20 protein-coding genes are annotated in these 26,030 nt (G+C 61.1%); 10 read left to right on the top strand and 10 right to left on the bottom strand.

Features of this window, described 5'->3' with window-relative positions; translation table 11 throughout:
- Positions 1-7: 7 nt before the first annotated feature.
- The 7 genes from I5961_RS09285 to I5961_RS09315 all read left to right on the top strand — a co-directional run bounded on the left by I5961_RS09285 (position 8) and on the right by I5961_RS09315 (position 5,697).
- Positions 8-997, top strand: a complete 990-nt coding sequence (locus tag I5961_RS09285; protein WP_085700246.1) for an alpha/beta fold hydrolase — start codon at positions 8-10, stop codon at positions 995-997.
- Between the two features lie 226 nt (positions 998-1,223).
- The gene (gene rraA / locus I5961_RS09290) at positions 1,224-1,715 is read left to right on the top strand and encodes a ribonuclease E activity regulator RraA (RefSeq protein WP_007951984.1); all 492 of its coding nucleotides are present in this window, start codon (positions 1,224-1,226) and stop codon (positions 1,713-1,715) included.
- Positions 1,716-1,739: 24 nt separating this feature from the next.
- Positions 1,740-2,735 (top strand): zinc transporter ZntB, encoded by a 996-nt coding sequence (locus I5961_RS09295; protein ID WP_085700245.1) that lies wholly within the window; start codon positions 1,740-1,742, stop codon positions 2,733-2,735.
- A 63-nt stretch (positions 2,736-2,798) separates the two neighbouring features.
- Positions 2,799-3,047 (top strand): CrfX protein, encoded by a 249-nt coding sequence (locus tag I5961_RS09300; RefSeq protein ID WP_085700244.1) that lies wholly within the window; start codon positions 2,799-2,801, stop codon positions 3,045-3,047.
- A gap of 2 nt (positions 3,048-3,049) precedes the next feature.
- Positions 3,050-3,874 carry a mechanosensitive ion channel family protein gene (locus I5961_RS09305; RefSeq protein ID WP_007951987.1) on the top strand — a complete coding sequence of 275 codons (825 nt, stop codon included), beginning with the start codon at positions 3,050-3,052 and terminating at the stop codon, positions 3,872-3,874.
- A gap of 90 nt (positions 3,875-3,964) precedes the next feature.
- Complete coding sequence (gene sigX / locus I5961_RS09310) at positions 3,965-4,555, top strand: RNA polymerase sigma factor SigX (protein WP_011333251.1); 591 nt, start codon at positions 3,965-3,967, stop codon at positions 4,553-4,555.
- A gap of 107 nt (positions 4,556-4,662) precedes the next feature.
- A complete protein-coding gene (locus tag I5961_RS09315; protein WP_085700243.1) occupies positions 4,663-5,697 on the top strand; it encodes an OmpA family protein in 1,035 nt (344 codons plus the stop codon).
- A gap of 75 nt (positions 5,698-5,772) precedes the next feature.
- On the opposite strand, the gene cobA is transcribed toward I5961_RS09315, so the two are convergent.
- The 8 genes from cobA to I5961_RS09355 all read right to left on the bottom strand — a co-directional run bounded on the left by cobA (position 5,773) and on the right by I5961_RS09355 (position 17,364).
- Positions 5,773-6,525, bottom strand: a complete 753-nt coding sequence (gene cobA / locus I5961_RS09320) for a uroporphyrinogen-III C-methyltransferase (RefSeq protein WP_227235018.1) — start codon at positions 6,523-6,525, stop codon at positions 5,773-5,775.
- 12 nt (positions 6,526-6,537) lie between these two features.
- Complete coding sequence (locus tag I5961_RS09325; RefSeq protein ID WP_227235020.1) at positions 6,538-9,252, bottom strand: nitrate reductase; 2,715 nt, start codon at positions 9,250-9,252, stop codon at positions 6,538-6,540.
- Complete coding sequence (gene nirD / locus I5961_RS09330) at positions 9,252-9,569, bottom strand: nitrite reductase small subunit NirD (RefSeq protein WP_007951992.1); 318 nt, start codon at positions 9,567-9,569, stop codon at positions 9,252-9,254. The genes I5961_RS09325 and nirD overlap by 1 nt, the downstream gene beginning before the upstream one ends.
- Positions 9,566-12,019: a nitrite reductase large subunit NirB gene (gene nirB, locus I5961_RS09335; protein WP_085703556.1), complete on the bottom strand. Its 2,454-nt coding sequence runs from the start codon at positions 12,017-12,019 to the stop codon at positions 9,566-9,568. The genes nirD and nirB overlap by 4 nt, the downstream gene beginning before the upstream one ends.
- 310 nt (positions 12,020-12,329) lie before the next feature.
- On the bottom strand, positions 12,330-14,000 hold the full coding sequence (locus tag I5961_RS09340) for a bifunctional protein-serine/threonine kinase/phosphatase (RefSeq protein WP_227235021.1): 1,671 nt from the start codon (positions 13,998-14,000) through the stop codon (positions 12,330-12,332).
- A gap of 7 nt (positions 14,001-14,007) precedes the next feature.
- Positions 14,008-15,219, bottom strand: a complete 1,212-nt coding sequence (locus I5961_RS09345) for a nitrate/nitrite transporter (protein WP_085690197.1) — start codon at positions 15,217-15,219, stop codon at positions 14,008-14,010.
- Between the two features lie 342 nt (positions 15,220-15,561).
- Positions 15,562-16,137: an ANTAR domain-containing response regulator gene (locus tag I5961_RS09350; protein ID WP_007916390.1), complete on the bottom strand. Its 576-nt coding sequence runs from the start codon at positions 16,135-16,137 to the stop codon at positions 15,562-15,564.
- A 15-nt stretch (positions 16,138-16,152) separates the two neighbouring features.
- Positions 16,153-17,364 carry a CmpA/NrtA family ABC transporter substrate-binding protein gene (locus I5961_RS09355; protein WP_227235023.1) on the bottom strand — a complete coding sequence of 404 codons (1,212 nt, stop codon included), beginning with the start codon at positions 17,362-17,364 and terminating at the stop codon, positions 16,153-16,155.
- 222 nt (positions 17,365-17,586) lie between these two features.
- Here I5961_RS09355 and I5961_RS09360 point away from each other — a divergent pair, with 222 nt between their 5' ends.
- A complete protein-coding gene (locus tag I5961_RS09360) occupies positions 17,587-18,606 on the top strand; it encodes a quinone-dependent dihydroorotate dehydrogenase (protein ID WP_085700237.1) in 1,020 nt (339 codons plus the stop codon).
- Between the two features lie 258 nt (positions 18,607-18,864).
- Here the strand turns inward: I5961_RS09360 and rmf are convergent, their stop codons facing one another.
- Positions 18,865-19,080, bottom strand: a complete 216-nt coding sequence (gene rmf / locus I5961_RS09365; protein WP_003223300.1) for a ribosome modulation factor — start codon at positions 19,078-19,080, stop codon at positions 18,865-18,867.
- A 530-nt stretch (positions 19,081-19,610) separates the two neighbouring features.
- On the opposite strand from rmf, the gene rlmKL reads away from it, so the two are divergent.
- Positions 19,611-21,881: a bifunctional 23S rRNA (guanine(2069)-N(7))-methyltransferase RlmK/23S rRNA (guanine(2445)-N(2))-methyltransferase RlmL gene (gene rlmKL / locus I5961_RS09370; protein WP_227235024.1), complete on the top strand. Its 2,271-nt coding sequence runs from the start codon at positions 19,611-19,613 to the stop codon at positions 21,879-21,881.
- Positions 21,882-22,027: 146 nt separating this feature from the next.
- The gene (locus tag I5961_RS09375) at positions 22,028-24,412 is read left to right on the top strand and encodes a diguanylate cyclase (protein WP_085703543.1); all 2,385 of its coding nucleotides are present in this window, start codon (positions 22,028-22,030) and stop codon (positions 24,410-24,412) included.
- A 141-nt stretch (positions 24,413-24,553) separates the two neighbouring features.
- On the opposite strand, the gene dacB is transcribed toward I5961_RS09375, so the two are convergent.
- Positions 24,554-26,014 (bottom strand): D-alanyl-D-alanine carboxypeptidase/D-alanyl-D-alanine-endopeptidase, encoded by a 1,461-nt coding sequence (dacB, locus tag I5961_RS09380; RefSeq protein ID WP_085700234.1) that lies wholly within the window; start codon positions 26,012-26,014, stop codon positions 24,554-24,556.
- Positions 26,015-26,030: the final 16 nt, after the last annotated feature.

Consider the following 26,030-nt stretch of genomic DNA (forward strand, 5'->3'; position numbering starts at 1 on the left):
GAGCATCATGCAAAGCAGCAGCAACCTATTTCCTGTCGCCCTGATCAGCGCCGAACGACGCGGTGATCTGAGCGAAGACGTTTACCGTTTGAAACCGGGCAACAGCCCTGACTGGTCCGTGGAAATCGCAGTGACCCGTCTCGGCATGGCCGATGAGCCGGCATCGCGCGGCGTGCCGGTGATCTTGCTGCACGGCAGTTTTTCCAACCGGCGCTTCTGGTTTTCGCCGAAGGGCCTGGGCCTGGGTGCGTATCTGACGCGTCTGGGATTCGATGTGTGGATCCCGGAAATGCGCGGTCACGGTTTGTCCCAGCGTAACGAGGACTACCGCCGCAACCGCGTCGCCGACTACGCCCGTTACGATCTGCCGGCGATTGCCGCGTTTGTGCGTGAGCAGAGCGGGCAGATTCCGCACTGGATCGGCCACTCGCTGGGGGGCATCACGTTGGCTGCCGCACTGGGCGGCGAATACCTGGGTGAGCCTGCGGTGGCGTCGGCGGCGTTTTTCGGCACCCAGGTCAGCCGCACATACTGGCCGCTGAAGATTCCGCCGGTGGAATGGAGCGGGCGCTTCATTCTCAAGCGTTTTGCCCAATTGTCAGGCTCGCGGCTCAAGCGCGGCCCGGAAGACGAACCGATCGGTCTGGCGCTGGAAAGCATGCGCTGGTACGGCCTGTTCGGTCGTTTCGGCGACAAGGACAAGGATTGGTGGGCAGGTCTTGCCGATGTGCGGGTTCCGGTGTTGGCGGTGAGCGCGGCAGGCGATCACCAGGATCCGGCCTGGGCGTGCCGCAAGCTGTTCGAGCAGATCGGCTCCGAGCACAAGCAGTTCATCAACTTGGGCCGTGAGCAGGGTTTCAATGATCAGTTCGGGCATGTCGAAATGCTGGTGAGCAAGGCGGCGCAGGCTGAAGTCTGGCCGCTGGTGGCGCGTTGGCTGGCGGATCAGCACACGTCGTTGCTCGGTGAGAAGCCGGATCTGGCGGCAGCGGTCTGAGTGCGGCGCCCTGAAAAGGGCATTTCGTTCGGGTCGGCTTGCGGCTAAGATATGACGCGCTGGACGGTTCTGGTCATATTTGGTGACTGTTTTGCTATTCCGTTTCAGCTTGTGTTCAGGTTCGTTCAGTGACCATGACATGGGCTAAGGTAAACAGCGACCGCCGGAACTCGTCTCAGAAGTGTGCGACATCCTTGATCGTCTTCCTTGTTACAGGAGTTATTCGATGAACCATTACCTTACGCCTGACCTGTGCGACGCCTATCCGGAGCTGGTTCAGGTGCTGGACCCGATGTTCAGCAATTTCGGCGGCCGTGATTCGTTCGGCGGCGAGATCGTGACCATCAAGTGCTTCGAAGACAATTCGCTGGTCAAGGAGCAGGTCGAACTCAAGGGTAATGGCAAGGTGCTGGTGGTGGATGGTGGCGGTTCACTGCGCCGTGCATTGCTGGGCGACATGCTCGCCGAGAAAGCCTCGAAAAACGGGTGGGAAGGGCTGGTCATCTACGGCTGCATCCGTGACGTCGACGTCATCGCCCAGACCGATCTTGGCGTGCAGGCCCTGGCCAGTCACCCAATGAAAACGGACAAGCGCGGTATCGGCGACCTCAACGTGCCGGTGACGTTTGCGGGTGTCACTTTCCATCCCGGCCAGTACATCTATGCGGACAACAATGGCGTGATCATCTCGCCAAGTCCGCTGAAAATGCCTGAATAAATCGCGGTAACCACAGGGGTGAGGATGTTCGAGGAAGAAAACGCGCAGTGGGGGCTGGTGCATGCCCTGGTGCTGGACGGTAAAGGCGGTGCGCGTTCGATAGCCCGGACTGATCTCGACGATCTGCAGTTGCAGGCTCATGAAAGCCTGTGGCTGCACTGGGATCGCAGTCACCCGCAGACCCAGACCTGGCTGCGCAAATCCAGTGGGCTCAACGAGTTCGCTTGCGATCTATTGCTGGAAGAAAATACTCGTCCACGTCTGTTGCCGTTGCCGGATTCCGAGCTGCTGCTGTTTTTGCGCGGGGTCAATCTCAACCCGGGCGCCGAGCCGGAAGATATGGTGTCGGTGCGCATTTTCGCTTCGGCCCAGCGAGTGATTTCCCTGCGATTGCGTCCGCTGCGAGCCACCGACGAGTTGCTGGTGATGTTGGGCGAGGGCAAAGGGCCGAAAACCTCGTCCGAACTGATGCTGTATCTGGCGCAACTCCTCACCAACAAGGTGCAGGATCTGGTGACTTGCCTCTCTGAAGTGGTCGATGAAGAGGAAGAAAAACTGGATGCCGACGAACGGTATACCCCCGAGCATGGCGCCATTTTGCACATCCGTCGCAGGGCCGCCGGACTCAAGCGTTTTCTGGCACCGCAGCGGGATATTTTCGGACAGCTGACAAGGATAAAACTGCCGTGGTTCGTCGATGACGATGCCGACTACTGGAACGAATTGAACAACAGCCTGACCCGTTATCTCGAAGAGCTCGAATTGACCCGAGAGCGCGTGGGGCTTGTGCTGGACGCCGAAGACCGGCGCTTGAGCGTGCGCATGAACCGCACCATGTACCGCTTCGGGATCATCACCTGCATCTTTCTGCCGATGAGTTTTCTGACCGGTCTGCTGGGCATCAACGTTGGCGGCATTCCGTTCTCGAGCAGCCCTTATGGTTTCCTGATCGCCTGCCTGACAGTGCTCGCCCTGGCCCTCGGACAATGGTGGTTGTTCCGCCGTTTGCGCTGGGTATGAAGATGCGCCATGTGACCCGACCAAATTTGCCCGCGTCTTTCACAGACATCACGAGAGGTGCGTATGCACGATCCGTTTGAACAGTCTTTGCGCGACATGCTCAACGCCTCGCCGTCCGGCCGCGACGACGATGCCTGCCTGGGCCGCGTACTCAAAACCGCCAACCGCCAGGTGGGCGCCGGCGATCTGTTCAGCCTGCTGGGCCGCTGGCTGCCCGCGCTGATGATCGCCCTGAACAACGGCTCGGCCCATGTCGCGCCGGTCTCCCGTCTCCGTAAACCTACCGCTCGCACTGCTGATAAGGCTGATTGAATATGGAACTTGATCTCTGGACTCAGAGCCTCGTCACTGCAATGACTGCGTTGTGGACCAAAGTCGCTAATTTCATTCCGAACCTGTTCGGCGCACTGGTTGTGCTGCTGTTGGGTTTTGTCGTGGCCAAGCTGCTGGACACCTTGCTGTCCAAATTGCTGGCCAAACTGGGTCTCGATCGCCTGATGGGCGGCACCGGCCTGACAAAATTGATGTCCCGCGCGGGGCTGCAAGTGCCGATCTCGACCCTGATCGGCAAGATCGTCTATTGGTTCGTTCTGCTGATTTTCCTGGTATCGGCAGCAGAATCCCTTGGACTTGAGCGAGTTTCAGCTACGCTTGACATGCTCGCGCTGTATTTGCCGAAAGTGTTCGGTGCCGCGCTGGTGTTGCTGGTGGGCGTCCTGCTCGCGCAACTGGCCAATGGCCTGGTTCGCGGGGCGGCAGAAGGCGTAGGCCTGGACTACGCTTCAGGACTTGGGCGAATCGCCCAGGGCCTGGTGATCATCATCAGCATTTCGGTCGCGATCAGTCAGCTGGAGGTCAAGACCGACCTGCTGAACCATGTGATCGTCATCGTATTGATTACCGTTGGTCTGGCTGTTGCCTTGGCCATGGGTTTGGGAAGCCGGGAAATTGCCGGTCAGATTCTTGCGGGAATCTATGTGCGTGAGTTGTATCAGGTTGGGCAACAAGTGCGTATTGGCGAGGTCGAAGGCCAGATCGAAGAGATCGGCACGGTTAAGACCACATTGCTGACCGATGAGGGTGAGCTAGTCTCTCTCTCCAATCGGATCCTGCTGGAGCAGCATGTGAGTAGCCGCTAACCCGGCAAACCCTGCTAATGTATGCCGCCGCAAAATGCCAGCTGATGCTGGCTGCGGTGGACATTGACCTGACTGTCGGCACGACTTGTTTTGAATAAAGCCCAAACGCTATCCACGCGCTACGACCCCCGCGAGCTCTCTGACGAGGAGTTGGTCGCGCGCTCGCATACCGAGCTGTTTCACGTGACGCGCGCCTATGAAGAACTGATGCGGCGTTACCAGCGGACATTATTTAACGTCTGTGCACGATATCTTGGGAACGATCGCGATGCAGACGATGTCTGTCAGGAAGTGATGCTTAAGGTGCTGTACGGCCTGAAGAACTTCGAGGGGAAATCAAAGTTCAAGACATGGCTCTACAGCATCACGTACAACGAATGCATCACACAGTATCGGAAGGAACGGCGAAAGCGTCGCTTGATGGACGCACTGAGTCTTGACCCCCTTGAGGAAGCGTCTGAAGAAAAGGCGCCAAAACCCGAGGAAAAGGGTGGACTGGATCGCTGGCTGGTGTATGTGAACCCGATTGATCGGGAAATTCTGGTGCTACGATTTGTCGCAGAGCTGGAGTTCCAGGAGATCGCAGACATCATGCACATGGGTTTGAGTGCGACAAAAATGCGTTACAAACGTGCTCTTGATAAATTGCGTGAGAAATTTGCAGGCATTGCTGAAACTTAGTTCGGCGCAAATATCTCTTACGTGTAGGCAAGTTCTGATAGACTTGCCGCCGAGTTGTCCCCCGGTTTGCGGGACTGCTTCACAATCACCAGATGGGGATTTAACGGATGAAACTGAAAAACACCTTGGGCTTGGCCATTGGTTCTTTGATTGCCGCCACTTCTTTCGGCGCTCTGGCACAAGGCCAAGGCGCAGTTGAAATCGAAGGCTTCGCAAAGAAAGAACAATTCGACAGCGCTCGTAACTTCAAGAACAACGGCAACCTGTTCGGCGGCTCGATCGGTTACTTCCTGACCGACGACGTTGAACTGCGTCTGGGCTACGACGAAGTGCACAACGTGCGTTCCGACGACGGTCGTAACATCAAGGGCGCCAACACCGCTCTGGACGCTCTGTACCACTTCAACAACCCAGGCGACATGCTGCGTCCATACGTATCGGCTGGTTTCTCCGATCAAAGCATCGGCCAGAACGGCACTGGCGGTCGTAACCGTTCTACCTTCGCCAACGTTGGCGGCGGTGCCAAGCTGTACTTCACCGAGAACTTCTACGCCCGTGCTGGCGTTGAAGCTCAATACAACATCGACCAGGGCGACACCGAGTGGGCTCCTAGCGTCGGTATCGGTGTGAACTTCGGTGGCGGCTCCAAGCCAGCTGCTGCTCCAGTTCCAGCTCCGGCTGAAGTCTGCTCCGACAGCGACAACGACGGCGTATGCGACAACGTTGACAAGTGCCCAGACACCCCAGCCAACGTAACTGTTGACGCTGATGGCTGCCCGGCAGTTGCTGAAGTTGTTCGTGTTGAGCTGGACGTGAAGTTCGACTTCGACAAGTCGGTTGTGAAGCCAAACAGCTACGGCGACATCAAAAACCTGGCTGACTTCATGAAGCAGTACCCATCCACCACCACTACTGTTGAAGGTCACACTGACTCCGTCGGTCCTGACGCTTACAACCAGAAACTGTCCGAGCGTCGTGCAAACGCCGTTAAGCAAGTTCTGACCAACCAGTACGGTGTTGAATCGTCCCGCATTCAGTCGATCGGCTACGGCGAATCCCGCCCAGTTGCTGACAACAAAACTGAAGCTGGCCGTGCTGTTAACCGTCGCGTAGAAGCGCAGGTTGAAGCTCAAGCTAAGTAATTAGCTGCCGCTGCGAGAAAAGCCCGGCTTATGCCGGGCTTTTCTTTGCCTGCGATTTGGGTAAACCGAGGATTGTCAGGCCAGGCGTTCGGCTGCCCAGTCAATCGAATCGACCTGGGTCGCAGCGGCTGCGACGGCGCCTATGACCAGAATCGCAGGGCTCTTGAGCCGGAAATCAAGGGCATCGTTTTCCATGGCTGCCAGGTCGCTACGGCATTCGCGTTGTTCCGGCAACGAGGCATTCTCGATCATCGCCACTGGCGTATCCGCCGCCATCCCCCCCGCCAAGAGCTGCTCGCGAATCTCGCCGAGCTTCGCCACCCCCATGTAAATCACCAGCGTCGTTCCGCCTTGCGCCAGCGCCCGCCAGTTCAACTGGCTGTCGTCCTGGGTGTGAGCGGTGACCAGCGTCACGCCCCGGGCCACGCCGCGCAACGTCAGCGGAATATCACATTGGGTCGCGCCCGCCAGCCCGGCGGTGATGCCATTGACCAACTCCACCTCGACCCCGCGCTCACGCAACCACTGCGCTTCTTCACCTCCACGCCCGAAAATGCACGGATCGCCGCCCTTGAGTCGCACCACGCCTTTGCACTGACGGGCGTAACGCAGCATCAGCCGATGGATGAACGCTTGGGGCGTTGAGCGGCAGCCGCCGCGTTTGCCGACCGCAATGATTCGCGCAGCAGGGCAGTGCTCAAGTACCGCCTCATTGACCAGATCGTCGATCAGCACCACCTCGGCTTCGCGCAAGGCACGCACTGCTTTAAGCGTCAGCAGCTCAGGATCACCGGGACCTGCGCCCACCAACCAGACTTTCGCGCTCATGGTGTTTCCTCTTTAAATGACGGCGACCGGACGCACTTCGGCGGCCAGCAAACGCTTGATTTCCGGGACGCAGGAACCGCATTGCGTGCCGCATCCCAACTTGTTTTTCAAACCCTGCAGATCCAGACCTTCACCAATACCGGCGCAGACCGCGCTGTGGCTGACGTTCTTGCAATTGCACAGGGTCTTGTCCGCCACAACCGGCGTGCCGGCATTGCCCGGCGGTGCACTCATCGGTGCCAGCAGCCAGCGCCGCAGTTGTTCGTCGGCGCGACCCTCCAGCCACAGGCCTTGCAACCAGTGCTGAGCGAGGGTTTCGCCAGCGAGGCGAATCGCAGTGATTCGTCCGTTTTCGATGCGTACCCGCTTGCCGATGGCACGGCGTGGATCGTCATAAGCCAGCACCGGCCCCTCGATCAGGGCCAGGCATTGGTCGATTTCATGCAGCAATTGCGGCTCTGGCGCCATAACGCTGGCTGCACGTATCAACAACGCAGGCCGTTCACGTCCGACAAGGCTGATACTTGTGTAGGAAAAAGCCTCACAGAGCGGTCGAAGCGCCTCGAAGTGCCGTTGAACATCGCCCTCGATCAGTGCGAACAGTTGCCATGGCAACTCCACCGGTTCCAGCCGCACACCGCTGTGCTTGAGTTCCGGTTGTTTCGACAAAGGATCAAAAGCCGGCAGGGTCAGGCTGTTCACGCCGCCCTTGAGGAAACGATCGCCCCAGTGCATCGGCAGGAACGCCTGGCCCGGACGTACGCTGTCATCGCTGGCGACCGCCACGATCACCGCGCCCCGACGACTTTTCAGATTCACCAAATCCCCCGACTGCAAGCGGTGGCGGCGCAACTCGTCCGGGTGCAGCCCCAACACCGCTTCGCTGACATGGCCGAACAACTGCGCCGCCGTTCCCGTGCGGCTCATACCGTGCCATTGATCACGCAGGCGGCCGGTGATCAGGGTCAGGGGAAAGCGCGCGTCGCGTTGTTCCTTGGCGGCGCGATAGGGATCGGCAACGAATTGCGCGCGCCCGTTCGGTGTAGGAAAGATCCCGTCGCCATACAGCCGGGCTGTACCCTGGCGGGCGCCAGCGGGGAAGGGCCATTGCTGTGGCCCCAGCTCATCAATCAATCCGTGGCTGATCCCGGACAAATCCAGATCGCGCCCCCGGGTCAGTTGTTTGTACTCGTCAAACAGCTGCGCCGATTGCTCGAAGGCAAACAGCCCCGGTTGTTGCGGGCGCAGACGTTTCTCCAGGCGTTGTGCGAAATCTACCGTGATCGCCCAGTCCGGACGCGCTTCACCCGGTGCGGCAATGGCTTTGCGAACGTGAGAAATCCGCCGTTCAGAGTTGGTCACCGAACCTTCCTTCTCGCCCCAACTGGCCGCCGGCAACAGCAGGTCGGCAAACGCCGCGGTTTCGGTGGTACGAAACGCTTCCTGCAATACCACGAACGGACAAGCTTCCAGCGCGGCGCGCACGGCGTTCTGGTCCGGCATCGATTGCGCGGGGTTGGTGCAGGCGATCCACAGCGCCTTGATCCGGCCGCTGCGCACCTGTTCAAACAGTTCGATGGCGCTGAGCCCGGTGTTTTCCGGCAGCTTATCCACACCCCAATACGCCGCCACTTCGGCGCGGTGCTCCGGATTGGCTACTTCGCGATGACCGGGCAACAGGTTGGAGAGACTGCCGGTTTCCCGCCCGCCCATGGCATTCGGCTGACCGGTCAAAGAGAAAGGTCCTGCCCCCGGTCGGCCGATCTGTCCGGTGGCCAGGTGCAGGTTGATCAGCGCACTGTTCTTCGCGCTGCCGGCGGTGGACTGGTTCAGGCCCATGCACCACAGCGAGAGAAAACTCGGCGCGGTGCCGATCCATTCGGCGCATTGCTGCAACTGCTCGGCACTGATCCCGCACAGCTGCGAAACCATGGCCGGGGTGTAATCGCGCACCAGACTTTTCAGCCCGGCGAGTCCTTCGGTGTGGGCCTTGATGAAGTCACGGTCGATCCAGTCTTCCCACAACAGTAGATGCAAAATCCCATGGAACAAGGCGACATCGGTGCCCGGCAGAATCGCCAGATGCAGGTCGGCCAGATCGCAGGTGTCGGTGCGTCGAGGGTCGATGACGACGACTTTCATGTGAGGGCGGTGGGACTTGGCTTCTTCGAGGCGGCGAAAAAGTACCGGATGAGCGTAGGCCATGTTACTGCCGACGATCACCACGCAATCGCTCGATTCCAGGTCTTCATAGCTGCACGGTGGGGCGTCGGCGCCGAGGCTGCGCTTGTAGCCGACCACCGCCGAAGACATGCACAGCCGCGAATTGCTGTCGATGTTGTTGGTACCGACCAGCGCCCGCGCCAGTTTGTTGAAGGCGTAGTAGTCCTCGGTCAGCAACTGCCCGGAGATGTAGAACGCCACGCTGTCCGGGCCGTGTTCGGCGATGGTTTCGGCGAAGACCTGGGTGGCATGGTCCAGCGCGGTGTCCCAGTCGCAGCGGCTGCGCGCCAGGCCTTTGCCCAGGCGCAATTCCGGGTACAACGCCCGGGCCGCAAGATCACCGGTCAGATGCAGGGTCGAGCCTTTGCTGCACAGTTTGCCGAAGTTGGCCGGATGCGCCGGATCGCCGCTGACGCCGAGGATGCGCTCGCCGTCATGCTCGATCAGCACGCCGCAGCCGACCCCGCAATAGCAGCAGGTCGAGGCGGTCGTCTGGCGGTTCATCAGACGGCGTCCCGCAGGGCCAGTTGCACGCGGCCGTTTTCCACCCGGGCCGGGTGATGATGTGCGCAACCGACGTCCGGCGCCTGGGCTTCGCCGGATTGCAGATCGATCTGCCAGTTATGCAGTGGGCAGGCCACGCGCTTGCCGTAAATCAGGCCTTGGGACAACGGGCCGCCCTTGTGCGGGCAGCGGTCATCGAGTGCGAAGACTTCGTCGTCGCTTGTACGAAAGATCGCAATGTCACCTTTGGGCCCGGCGATGATCCGCGAACCGAGGGCGTTGATCTCTTCCAGGGCACAGATATCGAGCCAGTTCATGCCGGCACCTCCAGGTTTTTCACAGGGATCACGTCGAATTCTTTCTTCAGTTGCGGCTGGGCGAGGCGTTCTTTCCACGGGTCCTGTTCGAACGACAGGGAGAATTGCAGGCGCTCGTTCAGGGCCTTGCGGCGCTCGGGATCTTCCAGCACGGCTTTCTTGATGTGCTCCATGCCGACCCGTTGCAGGTAATGCACGGTGCGTTCGAGGTAGAAGGCTTCTTCGCGGTACAGCTGCAGGAACGCGCCGTTGTATTCGCGGACCTCCTCGGCAGTCTTGAGCTTGACGAAGAATTCGGCGACTTCGGTCTTGATCCCGCCGTTGCCACCGATGTACATCTCCCAGCCGGAATCGACTCCGATGATTCCTACGTCTTTAATCCCCGCTTCCGAACAGTTGCGTGGGCATCCGGAGACCGCCAGTTTCACTTTGTGCGGCGACCACATGTTGAACAGGTCGTGTTCGAGGTCGATGCCCAACTGAGTCGAATTCTGCGTGCCGAAGCGGCAGAACTCGCTGCCGACGCAGGTTTTCACGGTGCGGATCGATTTGCCGTAGGCGTGGCCCGACGGCATGTCGAGGTCTTTCCACACGCCGGGCAGATCCTGCTTTTTGATCCCCAGCAAGTCGATGCGCTGACCGCCGGTGACCTTGACCATCGGCACCTGATATTTGTCCGCCACGTCGGCGATCCGCCGCAGTTCCGACGGGTTGGTCACGCCGCCCCACATCCGTGGTACCACCGAGTAGGTGCCGTCCTTCTGGATGTTGGCGTGGGCCCGTTCGTTGATCAGGCGCGACTGCGGATCGTCCTTGGCTTCGCCGGGCCAGGTGGAAATCAGGTAGTAGTTGAGGGCCGGCCGGCAAGTGGCGCAACCGTTCGGCGTGCGCCAGTTGAGGTAGCTCATGGTGCCGGCGATGGTCAGCAAATGCTGTTCGCGAATGGCCTGGCGAATCTGGCCATGGTTGAGATCGCTGCAACCGCAGATGGCTTTTTCGCTTTTCGGTTTGACGTCCGCCGCGCCGCCGACGGTGTTGATCAGGATCTGCTCGACCAGGCCGGCGCAGGAACCGCAGGAGCTGGCGGCCTTGGTGTGTTTCTTTACTTCGTCGACGCTGAACAGCCCGTGTTCCTGAATCGCCTTGACGATGGTGCCCTTGCACACGCCGTTGCAGCCGCAGACTTCGGCGTTGTCGGCCATGCTCATGGCCTTGTCCTGGCCCTGATGTCCTACGTCGCCAATTGCGTTTTCTCCGAACATTAAGTGATCGCGGATCTCGCCGATGGCGTGATTCTCACGAATCTGCCGGAAATACCAACCGCCATCTGCCGTATCGCCGTACAGACACGCGCCGACCAGCACGTCATCCTTGATCACCAGTTTTTTGTACACCCCGCCGATCGGGTCGGAGAGGGTGATGGTCTCGGTGCCTTCGCCGCCCATGAAGTCGCCGGCGGAAAACAGGTCGATGCCGGTGACTTTCAACTTGGTCGACGTCACTGAGCCCTGATAGCGCGCGAAACCCAGTTGCGCCAAGTGGTTGGCGCAGACCTTGGCCTGTTCGAACAGCGGCGCCACCAGGCCGTAGGCAATGCCACGGTGGCTGGCGCATTCGCCGATGGCATAGATGCGCGGGTCGTAGGTTTGCAGGGTGTCGTTGACCAGAATCCCGCGATTGCACGGGATGCCGGCCTTTTCCGCGAGTTCGGTGTTGGGGCGAATGCCGGCGGCCATGACGACCAGATCGGCAGGAATGATGTCGCCGTTCTTGAATTGCACCGAGCCGACCCGACCATTGCCGGCGTCGTGCAGGGCCTGGGTCTGTTCGCACAGGCGAAAGTGCAGGCCACGGGATTCGAGGGCGGTTTGCAGGAGCTGGCCACTGGTCTTGTCCAGTTGCCGCTCCAGCAGCCATTCACCGAGGTGCACCACGGTGACGTGCATGCCGCGCAGCATCAGGCCGTTGGCCGCTTCGAGGCCGAGCAAACCGCCACCGATCACCACGGCGTGTTTGTGGGTCTTGGCGGTATCGATCATCGCCTGGGTGTCGGCGATGTCGCGGTACCCGATCACGCCCTGCAAGGTGTTCCCGGGGATCGGCAGGATGAACGGGGTCGAGCCAGTGGCGATCAGCAGGCGGTCGTATTCGGCCTCAGTGCCATCCTCGGCGATCACCCGGCGTTTGACCCGGTCGATCTCGACCACTTTGCGGTTGAGCAGCAGTTTGATGCCGTTTTCCAGGTACCAGTCGAGGTCGTTGAGCACGATCTCTTCGAAGGTCTGTTCGCCGGCCAATACCGGCGATAGCAGGATGCGGTTGTAGTTGGTGTGCGGTTCGGCGCCGAAGACCGTGATGTCGTACAGCTCGTTGCTGAGCTTGAGCAGTTCTTCCAGGGTACGAACCCCGGCCATGCCATTGCCGATCATCACCAGTTTGAGTTTTTTCATCAGATTCTCCGGGAGCTTCGGGCTTGCCTCTTGTGGGCAGTCAGGCCTTGCTCGACAAAAATGGCGCAAACAAAAAAGGCGTCCCGCCAGTTACCTGGCGAGGACGCCTTTGTCCTTGTCCCGTTCTCTCGGGAAGCCCGGCCTTCGTCGTTGAAGGTCGGGCTTTTATGTCAGTTGAAAACGTTAATGCAGTGGCTGTGCCAAGTCGCGGTAAGCCGCGAATTCACTGGGGTAATGCGGGAATTGGCCAGATGTTCATTGTGGTTTTTGCACTGAATGGAAGCGGCACGCCCGTTTATGGAGCGCCGCATCAGCCATGAAACAACAGAAACAGCAGCACCAGATTGCCCAGCAACGCCAGCAACGCCAAAGTCCGCCAGACCTTCAGCGGCTCGCGTTCCAGCAAGGGGCGAGGGCGTACGTTCAGGCTGCGGCGCTCACCTTGCTCCAGAGTCAGCAGCCATTCCTCGGCGGTTTCATAGCGTTGCAAGGGATCGGCCGCCACACCGCGCTCCAGACACTGCGCCAGCCACTCCGGCAGATCCGGGCGATATCGCCCGGCACTCACCGGCACCCCGAAACGCGGGCGCTGGAAGGCTTCGATCTCGCCATAGGGAAAGTGCCCGGTGAGCAGGAAATACAAGGTCACGCCCACCGCATACAGATCCTGTTGCGCGCTGGGTGCTACGCCTTGAAAGGCTTCCGGCGCGATGTAGCTCGGGGTTCCGGGCAAGGTCGACGGTGCGTCCTGCGACAGGCCGGGGCAATACGCCAGGCCGAAATCCAGCAGGCGCAGCTCGCCGTCGTCCCCCAGATGCAGGTTTTCCGGTTTGATGTCGCGGTGCAGGATCTGCCGTCGATGCAACAGGCCGACTGCCCGCAGCAGACGTTCGGCCAGATCCTGCCATTGAGCCAGTGGCAGCGGGCCGCGTTGTTCAAACAACTGCGCCAGGGTTGTCCCCGAATATTCACGCATCACGTAGTACAAATGCTGACGCTGTCCGGCGCTATGGACTTCAGGAAAATGCCGCCCGGCGACGCGTTTGAGAAACCATTCTTCCGCCAGCAAGGCCTGGCCGGCCTGGGCATCGTCCGCCCATTGTGCGGGCAAGGTTTTCAACAGCCAGGTCTGGCCCTGACCATCGAGCACTCGATACAGCAACGATTGTTGGCTGCGCCCTATAACCTCCTGAACCCGCCAGCCTTCAAAGACCTGACCCGGTTTCAGCTGCGGGGGCAGAGGCCACTGCTGCAAATGAACCAGCGCATCGCCAAGGCTGGCCTCCCCGACGGCATCCACCCGCACCAACAGCGCACTGGCGTTGTCCTGACTGCCGGCCAGGTGCGCAGCGTTGACCAGTGTTTGCGCAGCGCTGTGCAGGTCCGGCTGATCGAGCAAAATTGCGGCGATGGCGGTGTCGCCGAGCGCTGCCCACACGCCATCACTGAGCAGCACGAAACATTCGCCGTCACGCAGCTCGCCGTCGAGAAAATCCAGCACCAGATGCTGATCCAGTCCCAGTGCGCGCTTGAGCACGTGCTGCATGCCCGGCTGATCCCAGACGTGATCCTCGCTGATCCGCTGCAAGGTCGCTGCGTGCCAGCGATAGACCCGGCAATCACCGACGTGCGCCAGGGTAAACCGCCGGCCACGCAGGACCAGTGCACTGATCGTGGTGAGCAGCGGCTGACCGCCACCGTTGGCCTGCAACCAGCGGTTTTGTGCGAGCAACAGACGATCGAGGGCCTGGGCCACGCTCCAGGTTTCCGGGGTGGCGTAGTAATCCAGCGCCAGTGCCTGCAAAGTCGAGCGCGCGGCCAGCCCGCCATCGGCGCACTGGCTGACGCCGTCGGCGATGGCGAACAGAAAACCTTTGCTCGCAGCCAGCGCCGGGGCCGGCGTGACCAGGCGCAAGGCGTCCTGGTTTTCCGCGCGTGGTCCGGTGGCGCTGGCTTCGGCGAAACTCAGTTGCAGAGCCATTCGGGCCTCAGACCCGGGCAGCGGTCACGGCCGCCGAACCCCAAGTGGTTCGCCAGCGACGTTTGACCCCGTGCAGACCGAACCACGCCAATACGCCAAGGCTGGCGAACAACCACAGCGCCAGTTGATAGCTGCCGGTGCTCTGTTTGATCGCGCCCATGCCTGCCGCCAGGGCAAACCCGCCGATGCCACCGGCCATGCCGATCAGCCCGGTCATCACGCCGATTTCGCGACGGAAACGCTGCGGCACCAGTTGAAAAACCGCGCCATTACCTGCGCCGAGGCCGAGCATGGTGCAGACGAAAAGTGCCAGCGCCGCGTAGGAACTTGGCAGGTTGAAGCCGACCGCTGCTATACAAACCGCTGCAACCGTGTACATCGCCAAGAGGGTGCGGATGCCACCGAAACGGTCAGCCAGCGCGCCGCCCAGTGGACGCATCAGGCTGCCACCGAACACGCAGGCGGCGGTGTAGTAACCGGCGGTCACCGGGCTCAGGCCGTATTGATCGTTGAAGTAGCCGGGCAGGGCGCTGGCCAGGCCGATGAAGCCGCCGAAGGTGACGCTGTAAAAAAACATGAACCACCAGCTGTCGCGATCACCCAGGGCCTTGAAATAGTCGGCCATGGATTTGGCTTTCGGCCGCTCGGGCGCGTTCTTCGCCAGCCAGGCGAACAGCACCAGGGTCAGGATCAGCGGAATCAGGGCGAAACCGAACACATTGCTCCAGCCGAACGCCGCCGCCAAAACCGGGGCAATCAACGCCGCGAAAACGGTGCCGGAATTGCCCGCCCCGGCGATGCCCATCGCCTTGCCTTGATGCTCCGGCGGATACCACTGCGAGGCCAGCGGCAGGGCCACAGCGAACGAGGCGCCGGCCATGCCGAGGAACAGGCCAAGCAGCAAAGCCTGTTCATAACTGTGGATGCCGAGTTTCCAGGCGCCGAGCAGCGCGCAGATCACGATCACCTGGCCGATCAGCCCGGCGGTTTTCGGCGACAGGCGATCGGCGAGCATGCCCATCGCAAAGCGCAGCACCGCGCCGGCCAGAATCGGCGTCGCCACCACGAGCCCGCGCTGTTGGGTGGTCAGATGCAGGTCGGCGGCAATCTGCACCGCCAGCGGGCCGAGCAGGTACCAGACCATGAAGCTCAGGTCGAAATACAGGAAGGCCGCGAACAGAGTCGGGGTGTGGCCGGATTTCCAGAAGCTTTTATTCATCGCGCACCTCAGCTGTAGAGAATCTCGAGAAGGAGTCAGAACCAGCACAGTGGGGCGCCGCCACGGCCGCACCACCGGCCCCGGGCTGTGGGGCCAAAACGCAAAAACGCCGCTACCCGGATCGCCGAAGGGGGCGAAGAAGGTGAGCGACGTCTTTGTCGTGGGTGGGGCAACCGCCGTTGGTTACCTGTGCGTAATGCTTAGCGAGATTTGTGCCAGATCGGTGTGGCTTGTTTCCACGCTTTGCGTGCAAACGCATCCGTCACGTTCAGAAGCGGACGCGGAGCGTCCATGGCTGCATTCCCACGCGGAGCGTGGGAACGATCAATGTGGGGGAGCACTTCAGCCCAGCAACTCGCTCATGGCAATGATCTGTTCAGCGACCTGAATCAGTTTCTGCTGACGGCTCATGGCCTGGCGGCGCATCAGGGTGTAGGCCTCTTCTTCGTTGCAGTCCTTCATTTTCATCAGTAACCCCTTGGCCAGTTCGATGCGCTTGCGCTCGGCCAGTTGCTGGTCGCGGGCCTGTAGCTGGGCGCGCAAGGCCTGATCGCTTTCGAAGCGGGCCATGGCGACATCGAGAATCGGCTGCAAGCGTTGTGCGTGAATGCCTTCAACAATGTAGGCACTGACCCCGGACTTGATCGCCTGACGCATCACGCCAGGATCATGTTCGTCGGTGAACATCACGATCGGCCGGGGCTGGTCGCGGCTGACCAGCACCACTTGCTCCATTACATCGCGGCTCGGTGACTCGGTATCGATCAGGATTACGTCCGGACGCACCGTTTCGACGCGCGCCGGCAGGTCGATGGTCAGACCCGACTCGTCGATCACCTCGAAACCGGCCTCGGTCAGCGCGGCTTTCAGGCGTCCGACTTTTTTCGCGGTGTCGTTGATCAGCAGAATGCGCAACATGTTCGCGGTCTCCTGTCAGCGCTGGGCGAGAAGGGGCGCGCTGTCGCTCAGCGCGTGCAGCTTGAAGCTTCGGGCATAGGCGGCCGGGTCGCTGCCGTCCCAGATTTTGCCGTCGATCAACTGGCTGCTGCGCATGTCCTTGCCCCGGGCCGCGACGCCCATGGCAGTCGCCGCGTCGCGATAGATCTCCAGTTGTTGCACCTGACGGGCGACGGCGAGGTAGTCCGGGTCATCGCGCAGCAAACCCCAGCGGCGGAACTGGGTCATGAACCACATCCCATCTGACAGGTACGGCAGATTCACCGCGCCATCGCCATGAAAACGCAGCGCGTGCAGATCCTGCCAGCGATGACCGAGGCCATCGTCGTAGTCGCCGAGAAAGCGCGGTTCGATGCAGGACAGCGGGGCGTCGAGGTATTCCGCCGCGCTCAGCAACTGGGCGGTGCTGCGGCGGTTTTCCGGGCTTTCTTCGATGAAGCGGCTGGCCTCGAGGATCGCCATCACCAGCGCGCGGGCGGTGTTGGGATATTGGTCGACGAAGGCGCGGGTGCAGCCAAGGACTTTTTCCGGGTGATCGGGCCAGATGGTCTGGCTTGTCGCCAATGTGAAGCCGAGATCCTGCTGTACGGCGCTGGCCGCCCACGGCTCGCCGACGCAGAAGCCATCAATGCGTCCGGCTTGCAAGTGCGCGACCATTTGCGGCGGCGGCACGACCACGCTGTCGACATCCTGCAACGGATGAATGCCTTGGCTCGCCAGCCAGTAATAAAGCCACATGGCATGGGTGCCGGTCGGGAAGGTCTGGGCGAAGGTCAGTTTTGCGCGGGTTTGGTGCACATGCCGGTGCAGTGCTTCAGGACCGGTCACGCCCAGGCCCTGCAAACCGTGGGACAGGTTGAGGCTCTGACCGTTCTGGTTCAGGCCCATCAGCACCGCCATGTCGGTCGGCGCGACACCGCCGATGCCCAGGTGCACCGCGTAGATCAGGCCGTAGAGGCTGTGGGCGGCATCGAGTTCGCCGCTGACCAGGTTGTCCCGCAGGTTGGCCCAGGAGTTTTGGCGCTTGAGGTTCAGGGTCAGGCCGTAAGGCTGGGCAAAGCCCTGGGTGGCGGCGACCACCAGCGAGGCGCAGTCGCTCAAGGCCATGAAGCCGAGGTTGATCGCGCTTTTTTCCGGGGCATCGCTGCCGTTGACCCAGGCCAGCGGCCCGGCGGAGGTTAGAGTCATAAAAGCCACCCTCAAAAAAAACGTCGTCCCAGGCTTTGCCCGCGCAAAACCGAGAGACGACGCCATTGTCCTTGCCTGCACGCCACCATTGGCCTGCGGGCTGATGCCGGGGAAGGTGCAAGGCATATGCCATGCGCACGGATTTACCCGTGCGCCTCGCGCGCTGGGGCGATGCCCGGCTATAATCGCCGCCTCTTTTCGCCGCCCGAGTCATAGCCGCCCATGTACACCCTGGCCCGTCAGCTGTTGTTCAAACTTTCCCCGGAAACCTCCCACGATCTGTCGCTGGATCTGATCGGCGCAGGCGGGCGTTTGGGCCTCAACGGCTTGCTGTGCAAGGCCCCGGCGTCGCTGCCGGTGAATGTCATGGGCCTGCAATTCCCGAACCCTGTCGGTCTGGCGGCCGGTCTCGACAAGAACGGCGCGGCCATCGACGGCTTCGCGCAGCTGGGTTTCGGTTTTGTCGAAATCGGCACCGTGACCCCGCGCCCGCAGCCGGGCAACCCGAAACCACGGATTTTCCGCCTGCCGGAAGCCGAGGCGATCATCAATCGCATGGGTTTCAACAACCTCGGTGTGGATAACCTGCTGGCGCGGGTGGCGGCGGCCAAATACAAGGGCGTGCTGGGGATCAACATCGGCAAGAACTTCGACACCCCGGTCGAGCGCGCGGTTGAGGACTATCTGATCTGCCTGGACAAGGTCTACGCCCACGCCAGTTACGTCACGGTCAACGTCAGTTCGCCGAACACTCCGGGCCTGCGCAGCCTGCAATTCGGCGATTCGCTCAAGCAATTGCTGGCAGACCTGGCCACCCGCCGCGCCGAACTGGCCCTGCGCCACGGCAAACATGTACCGCTGGCGATCAAGATCGCGCCGGACATGACCGACGAAGAAACCGCGCAAGTCGCCCAGGCGTTGATCGAAACCGGGATGGACGCGGTGATCGCCACCAACACCACCCTCAGCCGCGTGGGTGTCGAAGGCATGGAACACGGTGACGAGGCGGGCGGTCTGTCCGGCGCTCCGGTGCGTGAGAAGAGCACCCACACCGTGAAAGTGCTGGCGTCCGAGCTGGGCGGCAAGCTGCCGATCATCGCGGCGGGCGGCATCACCGAAGGCAAGCATGCGGCCGAGAAGATCGCTGCCGGCGCGAGCCTGGTGCAGATCTACTCCGGCTTCATCTACAAGGGCCCGGCGCTGATCCGCGAATCGGTGGACGCGATCGCCGCCAAACGCTGATCCTTTGTGAGAGCGAGCTTGCTCGCGATGGCGTCTGTTCAGTCAACATTTCGTGTGACTGATGCACCGCCATCGCGAGCAAGTCGAGTCGTCGCACCGTCGCTCCCACAGGTTTTGTGTATGGCATAAATAATTGGCAGGCATAAAAAAGGGCTCCTCGAAGGAGCCCCTGGGCCGTGGCCCGCCGTCCGGGAAGGACGTGCATGGTGATCAGGTTTTTACGAAATCAGATTGTCGTGTCGCAATAAGTGCCCTGTGTCAGCCGACGGCGTGAAGTTCGTTGAGTCTGTGGATTCCCGCAGTGCCGGTCATACCGTCCCAGTTGTCGCCGCGTCCTTCTCGCCAGCCGTTGATCCAGGCTTGACGTACCGACGGTAGAGTAAATGGGCAAAGCTCACGGGATTTGCCACCAACGCCATATTGATATCCGCGCAAAAAAGCTCTTTCCAACGGATCACGCTTAAGTCTTCTCATAGGGTGTTTCCCTCACTTGTTGACTGTTTTTGTCGCGTCGACCTCAATTGAGGTCTGGCAGAAAAACTCTGCCGTTGGCGGCTCGCTGCCGGCGTGGCGAGCCAAGGTGTTGACGCCGTTGCGACGTCAACCTGTGTGCAGTTCTAACCAATGAGTCACATCGATGGAATGACCGTTTTGTCATAAGGACGTAACGAAAAAGATGCTATGGCCATAAGTAACCGCGTATTTATCCAGTGTTTATTGGCCAAACCCCGGTATGATCGGCCCCGCGCTGGATGATGAGGTTAATCCTTTAGTGAGAATGACCCACGTTTACGCTGGGTTACTATTCGACGAAGGGTTGCTTTGAGTCATTTTGTTGCTTCAACTTCTTTATCTGTCCCGGCATCTAAGCTCTTTTAACCCGAGCAGCGGGGATGGAACGGCACACCTTCGTGCCACGCGGGCGTTCTTGTAGAAAAGCGCCTGATTGAAAACCGGACCGGCAATGCGTTGCCGGTTCATTAGCCAAAGGCTGTGAAAAAACCATGTCCGACCGTTTCGAACTCTTCCTCACTTGCCCCAAAGGCCTTGAAGGCCTGCTCATCGAGGAAGCCGTCGGGCTTGGCCTTGAAGAGGCCCGCGAACACACCTCCGCCGTGCGTGGCATGGCGACCATGGAAACCGCTTATCGTCTGTGCCTCTGGTCGCGTCTGGCCAACCGGGTGCTGCTGGTGCTCAAGCGTTTCCCGATGAAAAACGCCGAAGACCTGTACCACGGCGTACTCGACCTCGACTGGCAGGATCACATGCTGGCCGACGGCACCCTGGCCGTGGAGTTCAGCGGCCACGGTTCAGGCATCGACAACACTCACTTCGGCGCCCTGAAGGTCAAGGACGCCATCGTCGACAAACTGCGCACCCCGCAGGGCGACCGACCAAGCATCGACAAGCTCAACCCGGACCTGCGCATTCACCTGCGTCTGGATCGCGGCGAAGCGATTCTGTCCCTCGACCTTTCCGGCCACAGCCTGCACCAGCGCGGCTACCGCTTGCAGCAGGGCGCTGCGCCGCTGAAGGAAAACCTCGCGGCCGCGATCCTGATCCGTTCCGGCTGGCCGCGCATTGCCGCCGAAGGTGGCGCGCTGGCTGACCCGATGTGCGGTGTCGGCACGTTCCTGGTCGAAGCCGGCATGATCGCCGCCGATATGGCGCCGAACCTGCGTCGCGAGCAATGGGGCTTCACCGCCTGGCTCGGTCACGTACCGGCGCTGTGGAAAAAGCTCCACGAAGAAGCCGTCGAGCGCGCCGCCGCCGGTCTGGCCAAACCACCGCTGTGGATCCGTGGTTATGAAGCCGACCCACGGCTGATTCAGCCAGGCCGCAACAACGTCGAGCGCGCCGGCCTGAGCGAGTGGATCAAGATCTATCAGGGCGAAGTCGCGACCTTCGAACCGCGTCCGGACCAGAACCAGAAAGGTCTGGTCATCTGCAACCCGCCGTACGGTGAGCGTCTGGGTGATGAAGCCAGCCTGTTGTACCTCTACCAGAACCTTGGCGAGCGTCTGCGTCAGGCCTGCCTGAACTGGGAGGCGGCGGTGTTCACCGGCGCACCGGACCTTGGCAAGCGCATGGGCATCCGCAGCCACAAACAGTATTCGTTCTGGAACGGCGCACTGCCGTGCAAGCTGCTGTTGATCAAAGTCCTGCCGGATCAGTTCGTCACCGGCGAGCGCCGTACTCCGGAGCAACGCCAGGCCGAGCGCGAGCAAGCCGCTTATGAGCAGACGCCGAACGAGCCGCAAGAGCGCAAGTTCAACAAGAACGGCAACCCGATCAAACCGACGCCGGCCCCGGCGCCAGTGATCGAGCAGCCGCGCCTGAGCGAAGGCGGGCAGATGTTTGCCAACCGCCTGCAAAAGAACCTCAAGGCGTTGGGCAAGTGGGTCAAGCGCGAAGGCATCGATTGCTACCGCGTCTACGATGCGGACATGCCGGAATACGCGATGGCCATCGACCTGTACCACGACTGGGTGCACGTTCAGGAGTACGCCGCGCCGAAGTCGATCGACCCGGAAAAGGCCTCGATCCGCATGTTCGATGCGTTGGCGGCCATCCCTCAGGCGCTGAACATCGACAAGAGCCGCGTGGTGGTCAAGCGCCGCGAGCGTCAGAGCGGCACCAGGCAGTACGAGCGTCAGGCGGCCCAGGGCAAGTTCAATGAAGTGACCGAGGGCGGCGTGAAGTTGCTGGTCAACCTCACCGATTACCTCGACACCGGACTGTTCCTCGATCACCGGCCGATGCGCATGCGGATCCAGAAAGAGGCCGCCGGCAAGCGCTTCCTCAACCTGTTCTGCTACACCGCGACCGCCAGCGTACACGCGGCCAAGGGCGGCGCGCGCAGCACCACCAGCGTCGACCTGTCGAAAACCTACCTCGACTGGGCGCGTCGCAACCTCTCGCTCAACGGTTTTTCCGACAAGAACCGTCTGGAGCAGGGCGATGTGATGGCGTGGCTGGAAAACTGCCGCGAAGAGTACGACCTGATCTTCATCGATCCGCCGACCTTCTCCAACTCCAAGCGCATGGAAGGCATCTTCGACGTACAGCGTGACCAGGTGCAGTTGATCGACCTGGCCATGGCGCGTCTGGCAGCGGGCGGGGTGTTGTACTTCTCCAACAACTTCCGCAAGTTCCAGCTCGAGGACAACCTGGCCGAGCGTTACGCGGTCGAGGAAATCACCGCCAGCACCATCGACCCGGATTTCGCCCGCAACGGCAAGATCCATCGCGCCTGGAAAATCACGGCTCGTTGACACTCTGCAAAATTGGATCCACAGAGCCTTGATTTTTAAAGGCTCTTGGATCCGTTCAGAGCTAGCCAAATTAGTGGCTAATAGCTATAACTCACACACGGCCGATGGGGTTTTTCCCGCAGATGCTGACGTAGTGAGTGGCTTTTATGTCGTTGCACCCCGTGCGCCCGAAGATATTGGGTTTTATCAGCGAAGAAGTCTCGGCCTGGCTGGTCGCGCTGCTGGTATTGCTCGCCGGCGGGATTCTCACGGGGCTGCTCGCCTGGGGCACCCTCAATCAGTTTCACAGCCAGTTGCGCCAACGCTTTCAGCTACTGGCCAACGAGCGCTACAGCCGCATCGAAGAACGTTTTCAGGATCAGGAGCAACGCCTCGATGGCCTGCGACGGTTCTTCGCCAACTCCGAATCGGTGTCCCGCGCCGAATTCGACGGCTACACCCGACCTTTATTACTGCGCACCCAGGCCTATTCGTTCGCCTTGCGGGTGAGCGGCGCCGAGCGTGCAGCGTTCGAGAAACAGGTGCGAGACGAGGGCCTGACCACCTTCAGCGTGCGCGAACTCAATGCACGCGGCGAATTGCAACTGGCCGCGGCTCGCGATGAATACGTCGTGGTGGTGTACAGCCAGACCCAGAGTCGGCTCGGCTCGCCGCTGGGGTATGACTTGCTGGCGCAACCGTTGCGCCGATCGACCCTTGAACGGGCTGACCAGCTCCACGGTCTGGCGGTGTCGCAGCCGATGCATCTGGTGTCTATCGAGCCGGCTTATGCACGCGGCGTCCTGCTGGTCGCGCCAGTGGTTCGTCAGGGCGAAAACGTCTCTTTCGGTTATGTGATGGCAGTGATCAGCATGCGTCAACTGCTGGCGGACGGCTTGCCGGACGCACTCAATGACTATCTGTCAGTGCGCATTCTCGATCTGTCCAACAGCGATCAACATGAAGTGTTGTTCGAGTCGACCAATGAACCGGCGCCAAGCGATCTGTCCGCCACCCGGCTGGTGCGCATGGCCGATCACGACTATCAGGTGGATATTCTTCCCAGCGAAGCGTTCATGCAGGCCAACCATTCGTCGGTTGGCAGCGTGGTGGTGCTGGGCGGATTGCTCAGTCTCCTGCTGAGCGCGCTGCTTTATGTGCTGGTCAGTCAGCGCCAGCGCGCGTTGCGCATGGTCGAGTTGCGCACTCAGGAACTGCATGAGCGTGAACAGGAACTGCGCGGCACTCACGGCCAGTTGCGCGGGGTGCTGAACGCGGCAACCCAGGTTGCAATCATCGCCACCGATCTGCGCGGCGTGATCAACACCTTCAACCCCGGCGCCGAGCAGATGCTCGGTTATCACAGCAACGAAGTGGTCGGCCACATGACCCTGGAAAACCTGCACTTTCCCCGGGAACTGGTGGCTCGTGCTGCGGAGCTCAGCACCCGTTATGGCAAGGTCATTCCGACCTGTCAGGCGATGCTGGTGGAGGGCGGCGAAGTCGGCGGGCACGAAGCGCGGGAGTGGACGCTGGTACGCAAGGATGGCAGCCACCTGCCGGTGAACATGCTTGCCACACCGGTGCTGGACGAGCAGGGGCTGTGGGTCGGACACCTGGCGATCTGCATCGACATCACCGAGCGCAAGCGCGTGCACGAAGCGCTGGCCGCACGGGACGTGCTGTTGAAGAAGCTCAGCGCCCACGTTCCCGGCGGGATCTATCAATTCAAAATGGAGTTCGACGGGCGCTTCAGTGTGATCTACGCCAGCGACGGGATTCGCGAAATCTACGAGCTGGAGCCGGACGTGCTGCTGCTCAACGCCGAAGCGATCTTCACCCGCATCCATCCGCAGGACGTCAGTCGTGTGCGCAAGTCGATCCGCGCCTCGGCGGACAACCTCAGTCCGTGGCGCGAGGAATACCGCGTGCAGTTGCCCGAACGCGGCCTGCGCTGGGTTCGTGGCGAGGCGACCCCGGAGGAACTGCCGGGCGGCGGCGTGCTGTGGCACGGTTACATTTCCGACATCTCCGATCTGAAGCGCGTCGAAGAAGAGTTGCGTGCATTGTCGGTGACCGACGCCCTGACCGGGATTCACAACCGGCGCTATTTTCAGGAGCGCCTGACCACCGAAATGGCGCGGGTAGAGCGTGGCGGTGGTGAGTTGTCGGTAATCATGCTCGACATCGACCACTTCAAACGGATCAACGATCAGTACGGTCATGCGGTGGGCGACCGCGTGTTGCAGGCGGTCTGCGAGCGCATCGGCCATCGTCTGCGGCGTACCGACGTGTTCTGCCGGTTGGGCGGCGAGGAGTTCATGGTGCTGTGCCCGGACATCGACGGTGATCACGCCCTCATGCTGGCCGAAGAGTTATGGCACAGCCTGCGCAGTGCGCCGATCGACGTGGTGGGGGTGGTGACGGCCAGTTTCGGGATTGCCAGCTGGCGACCGGGAGAGGGCGCGGACGCGCTGTTGCTACGGGCGGATTCCGGGGTGTACGCGGCGAAGCAGGGCGGACGGGATCGGGTCGAGCGGCAGATGAACTGAGCCCCTCTGCCACCTGATCGTTCCCACGCTCTGCGTGGGAATGCCTCCGGGGAAGCTCCGCGTCCAGTGACGCGGAGCATCACGGGCTGTGTTCCCACGCAGACGGTTCGACGCCTCGACGTGGGAACAATCATTACAGGGTTACAGAACCGAAGCGGTCTGCGGCGTCCGCGGCTGTTTATACAGATCCAGCAGTACCTGATCCAGCACCGACGAGGCGCCGAACGGGGCCTTGTCGTTGAGGATCGCCACCACCGCCCAGGTGTTGCCGTTGACGTCGCGGCTGAAGCCGGCAATCGCCCGTACGGTGTTCAGGGTACCGGTCTTGACGTGGGCTTCGCCGCGCATCGCGGTGGTCTTCAGGCGTTTGCGCATGGTGCCGTCGGTGCCGGCAATCGGCAGCGAGCTGATGTATTCGGCAGCATATGGGCTGTGCCAGGCCGCTTGCAGCATGTTGGCCATTTCCCGGGCGCTGACTCGCTCGGAACGCGACAGACCGGAGCCGTTCTCCATCACCAGGTGCGGCGCGGTGATGCCTTTCTTCGCCAGCCACTGACGGACCACGCGTTGCGCAGCCTTGGCGTCATCGCCATCGGCGTCGTTGCGGAATCTCTGGCCAAGGCTCAGGAACAGTTGCTGAGCCATGGTGTTGTTACTGTATTTGTTGATGTCGCGGATGATTTCCGCCAGATCCGGCGAGAACGCCCGGGCCAGCACTTTGGCGCTGCTCGGGGTCGGGGCCAGACGATCCTTGCCCTGGATGCTGCCGCCCAGTTCCTTCCAGATCGCCCGCACGGCGCCGGCGGTGTAGGTTGCGTGGTCGAGCAGCGACAGATAAGTCTGCGAGCTGCAGCCTTCGCCCAATTGGCCGGCCACAGTCACGGTCACGCTGCCATCGGCCTGCGGCACCGGGTTGTAGCGCACGCCGCCGGTGCATTGTTTGGAATTGAGTGCCTTGACGGTGTTTTGGATATTGATGCTGGCAATCGGCGGCTCGACCGAGATCAACACCCGGCCATTGTCATTGCGGGCCACGAAACGCAGGGCCTTGAGGTTGACCAGCAGCGAATCCGGCTTGACCAGAAACGGCTTGTTCTCGTCGTTGCCGTCATCGTTGAATTCCGGCAGTTGCGGCTGCACAAAGAAGCTGCGATCCAGTACCAGATCACCGGTGACCTGAGTCACGCCGTTGGCGCGCAGGTCGCGCATCAGCAGCCAGAGTTTTTCCATGTTCAGTTTCGGATCGCCACCACCCTTGAGGTAGAGGTTGCCGTTGAGAATCCCGCCGTTAAGGTCGCCGTCGGTGTAGAACTCGGTTTTCCACTGGTGGTTGGGGCCGAGCATTTCCAGCGCCGCGTAAGTGGTGACCAGCTTCATGGTCGAGGCCGGGTTGACCGACACGTCGGCGTTGTACACGGTCGGCGTGCCCGGGCCGTCCAGCGGCACCATCACCAGCGACAGGGCAGTGGGCTGCAGCTTGCTGGCCTTGAGGGCTTTTTCGACGTTGGGGGTCAGGGCGGTGTTGATGGTGGCAGCGGAGACGGGCAGGGCCAGGGGGAGAAGAAGGCCGGCCAGGAGCAGAGGACGCAACGATTTGATCATATGAAATAAAACCCTA

The sequence above is a fragment of the Pseudomonas sp. IAC-BECa141 genome (genome assembly GCF_020544405.1).
Lineage (GTDB): Bacteria > Pseudomonadota > Gammaproteobacteria > Pseudomonadales > Pseudomonadaceae > Aquipseudomonas.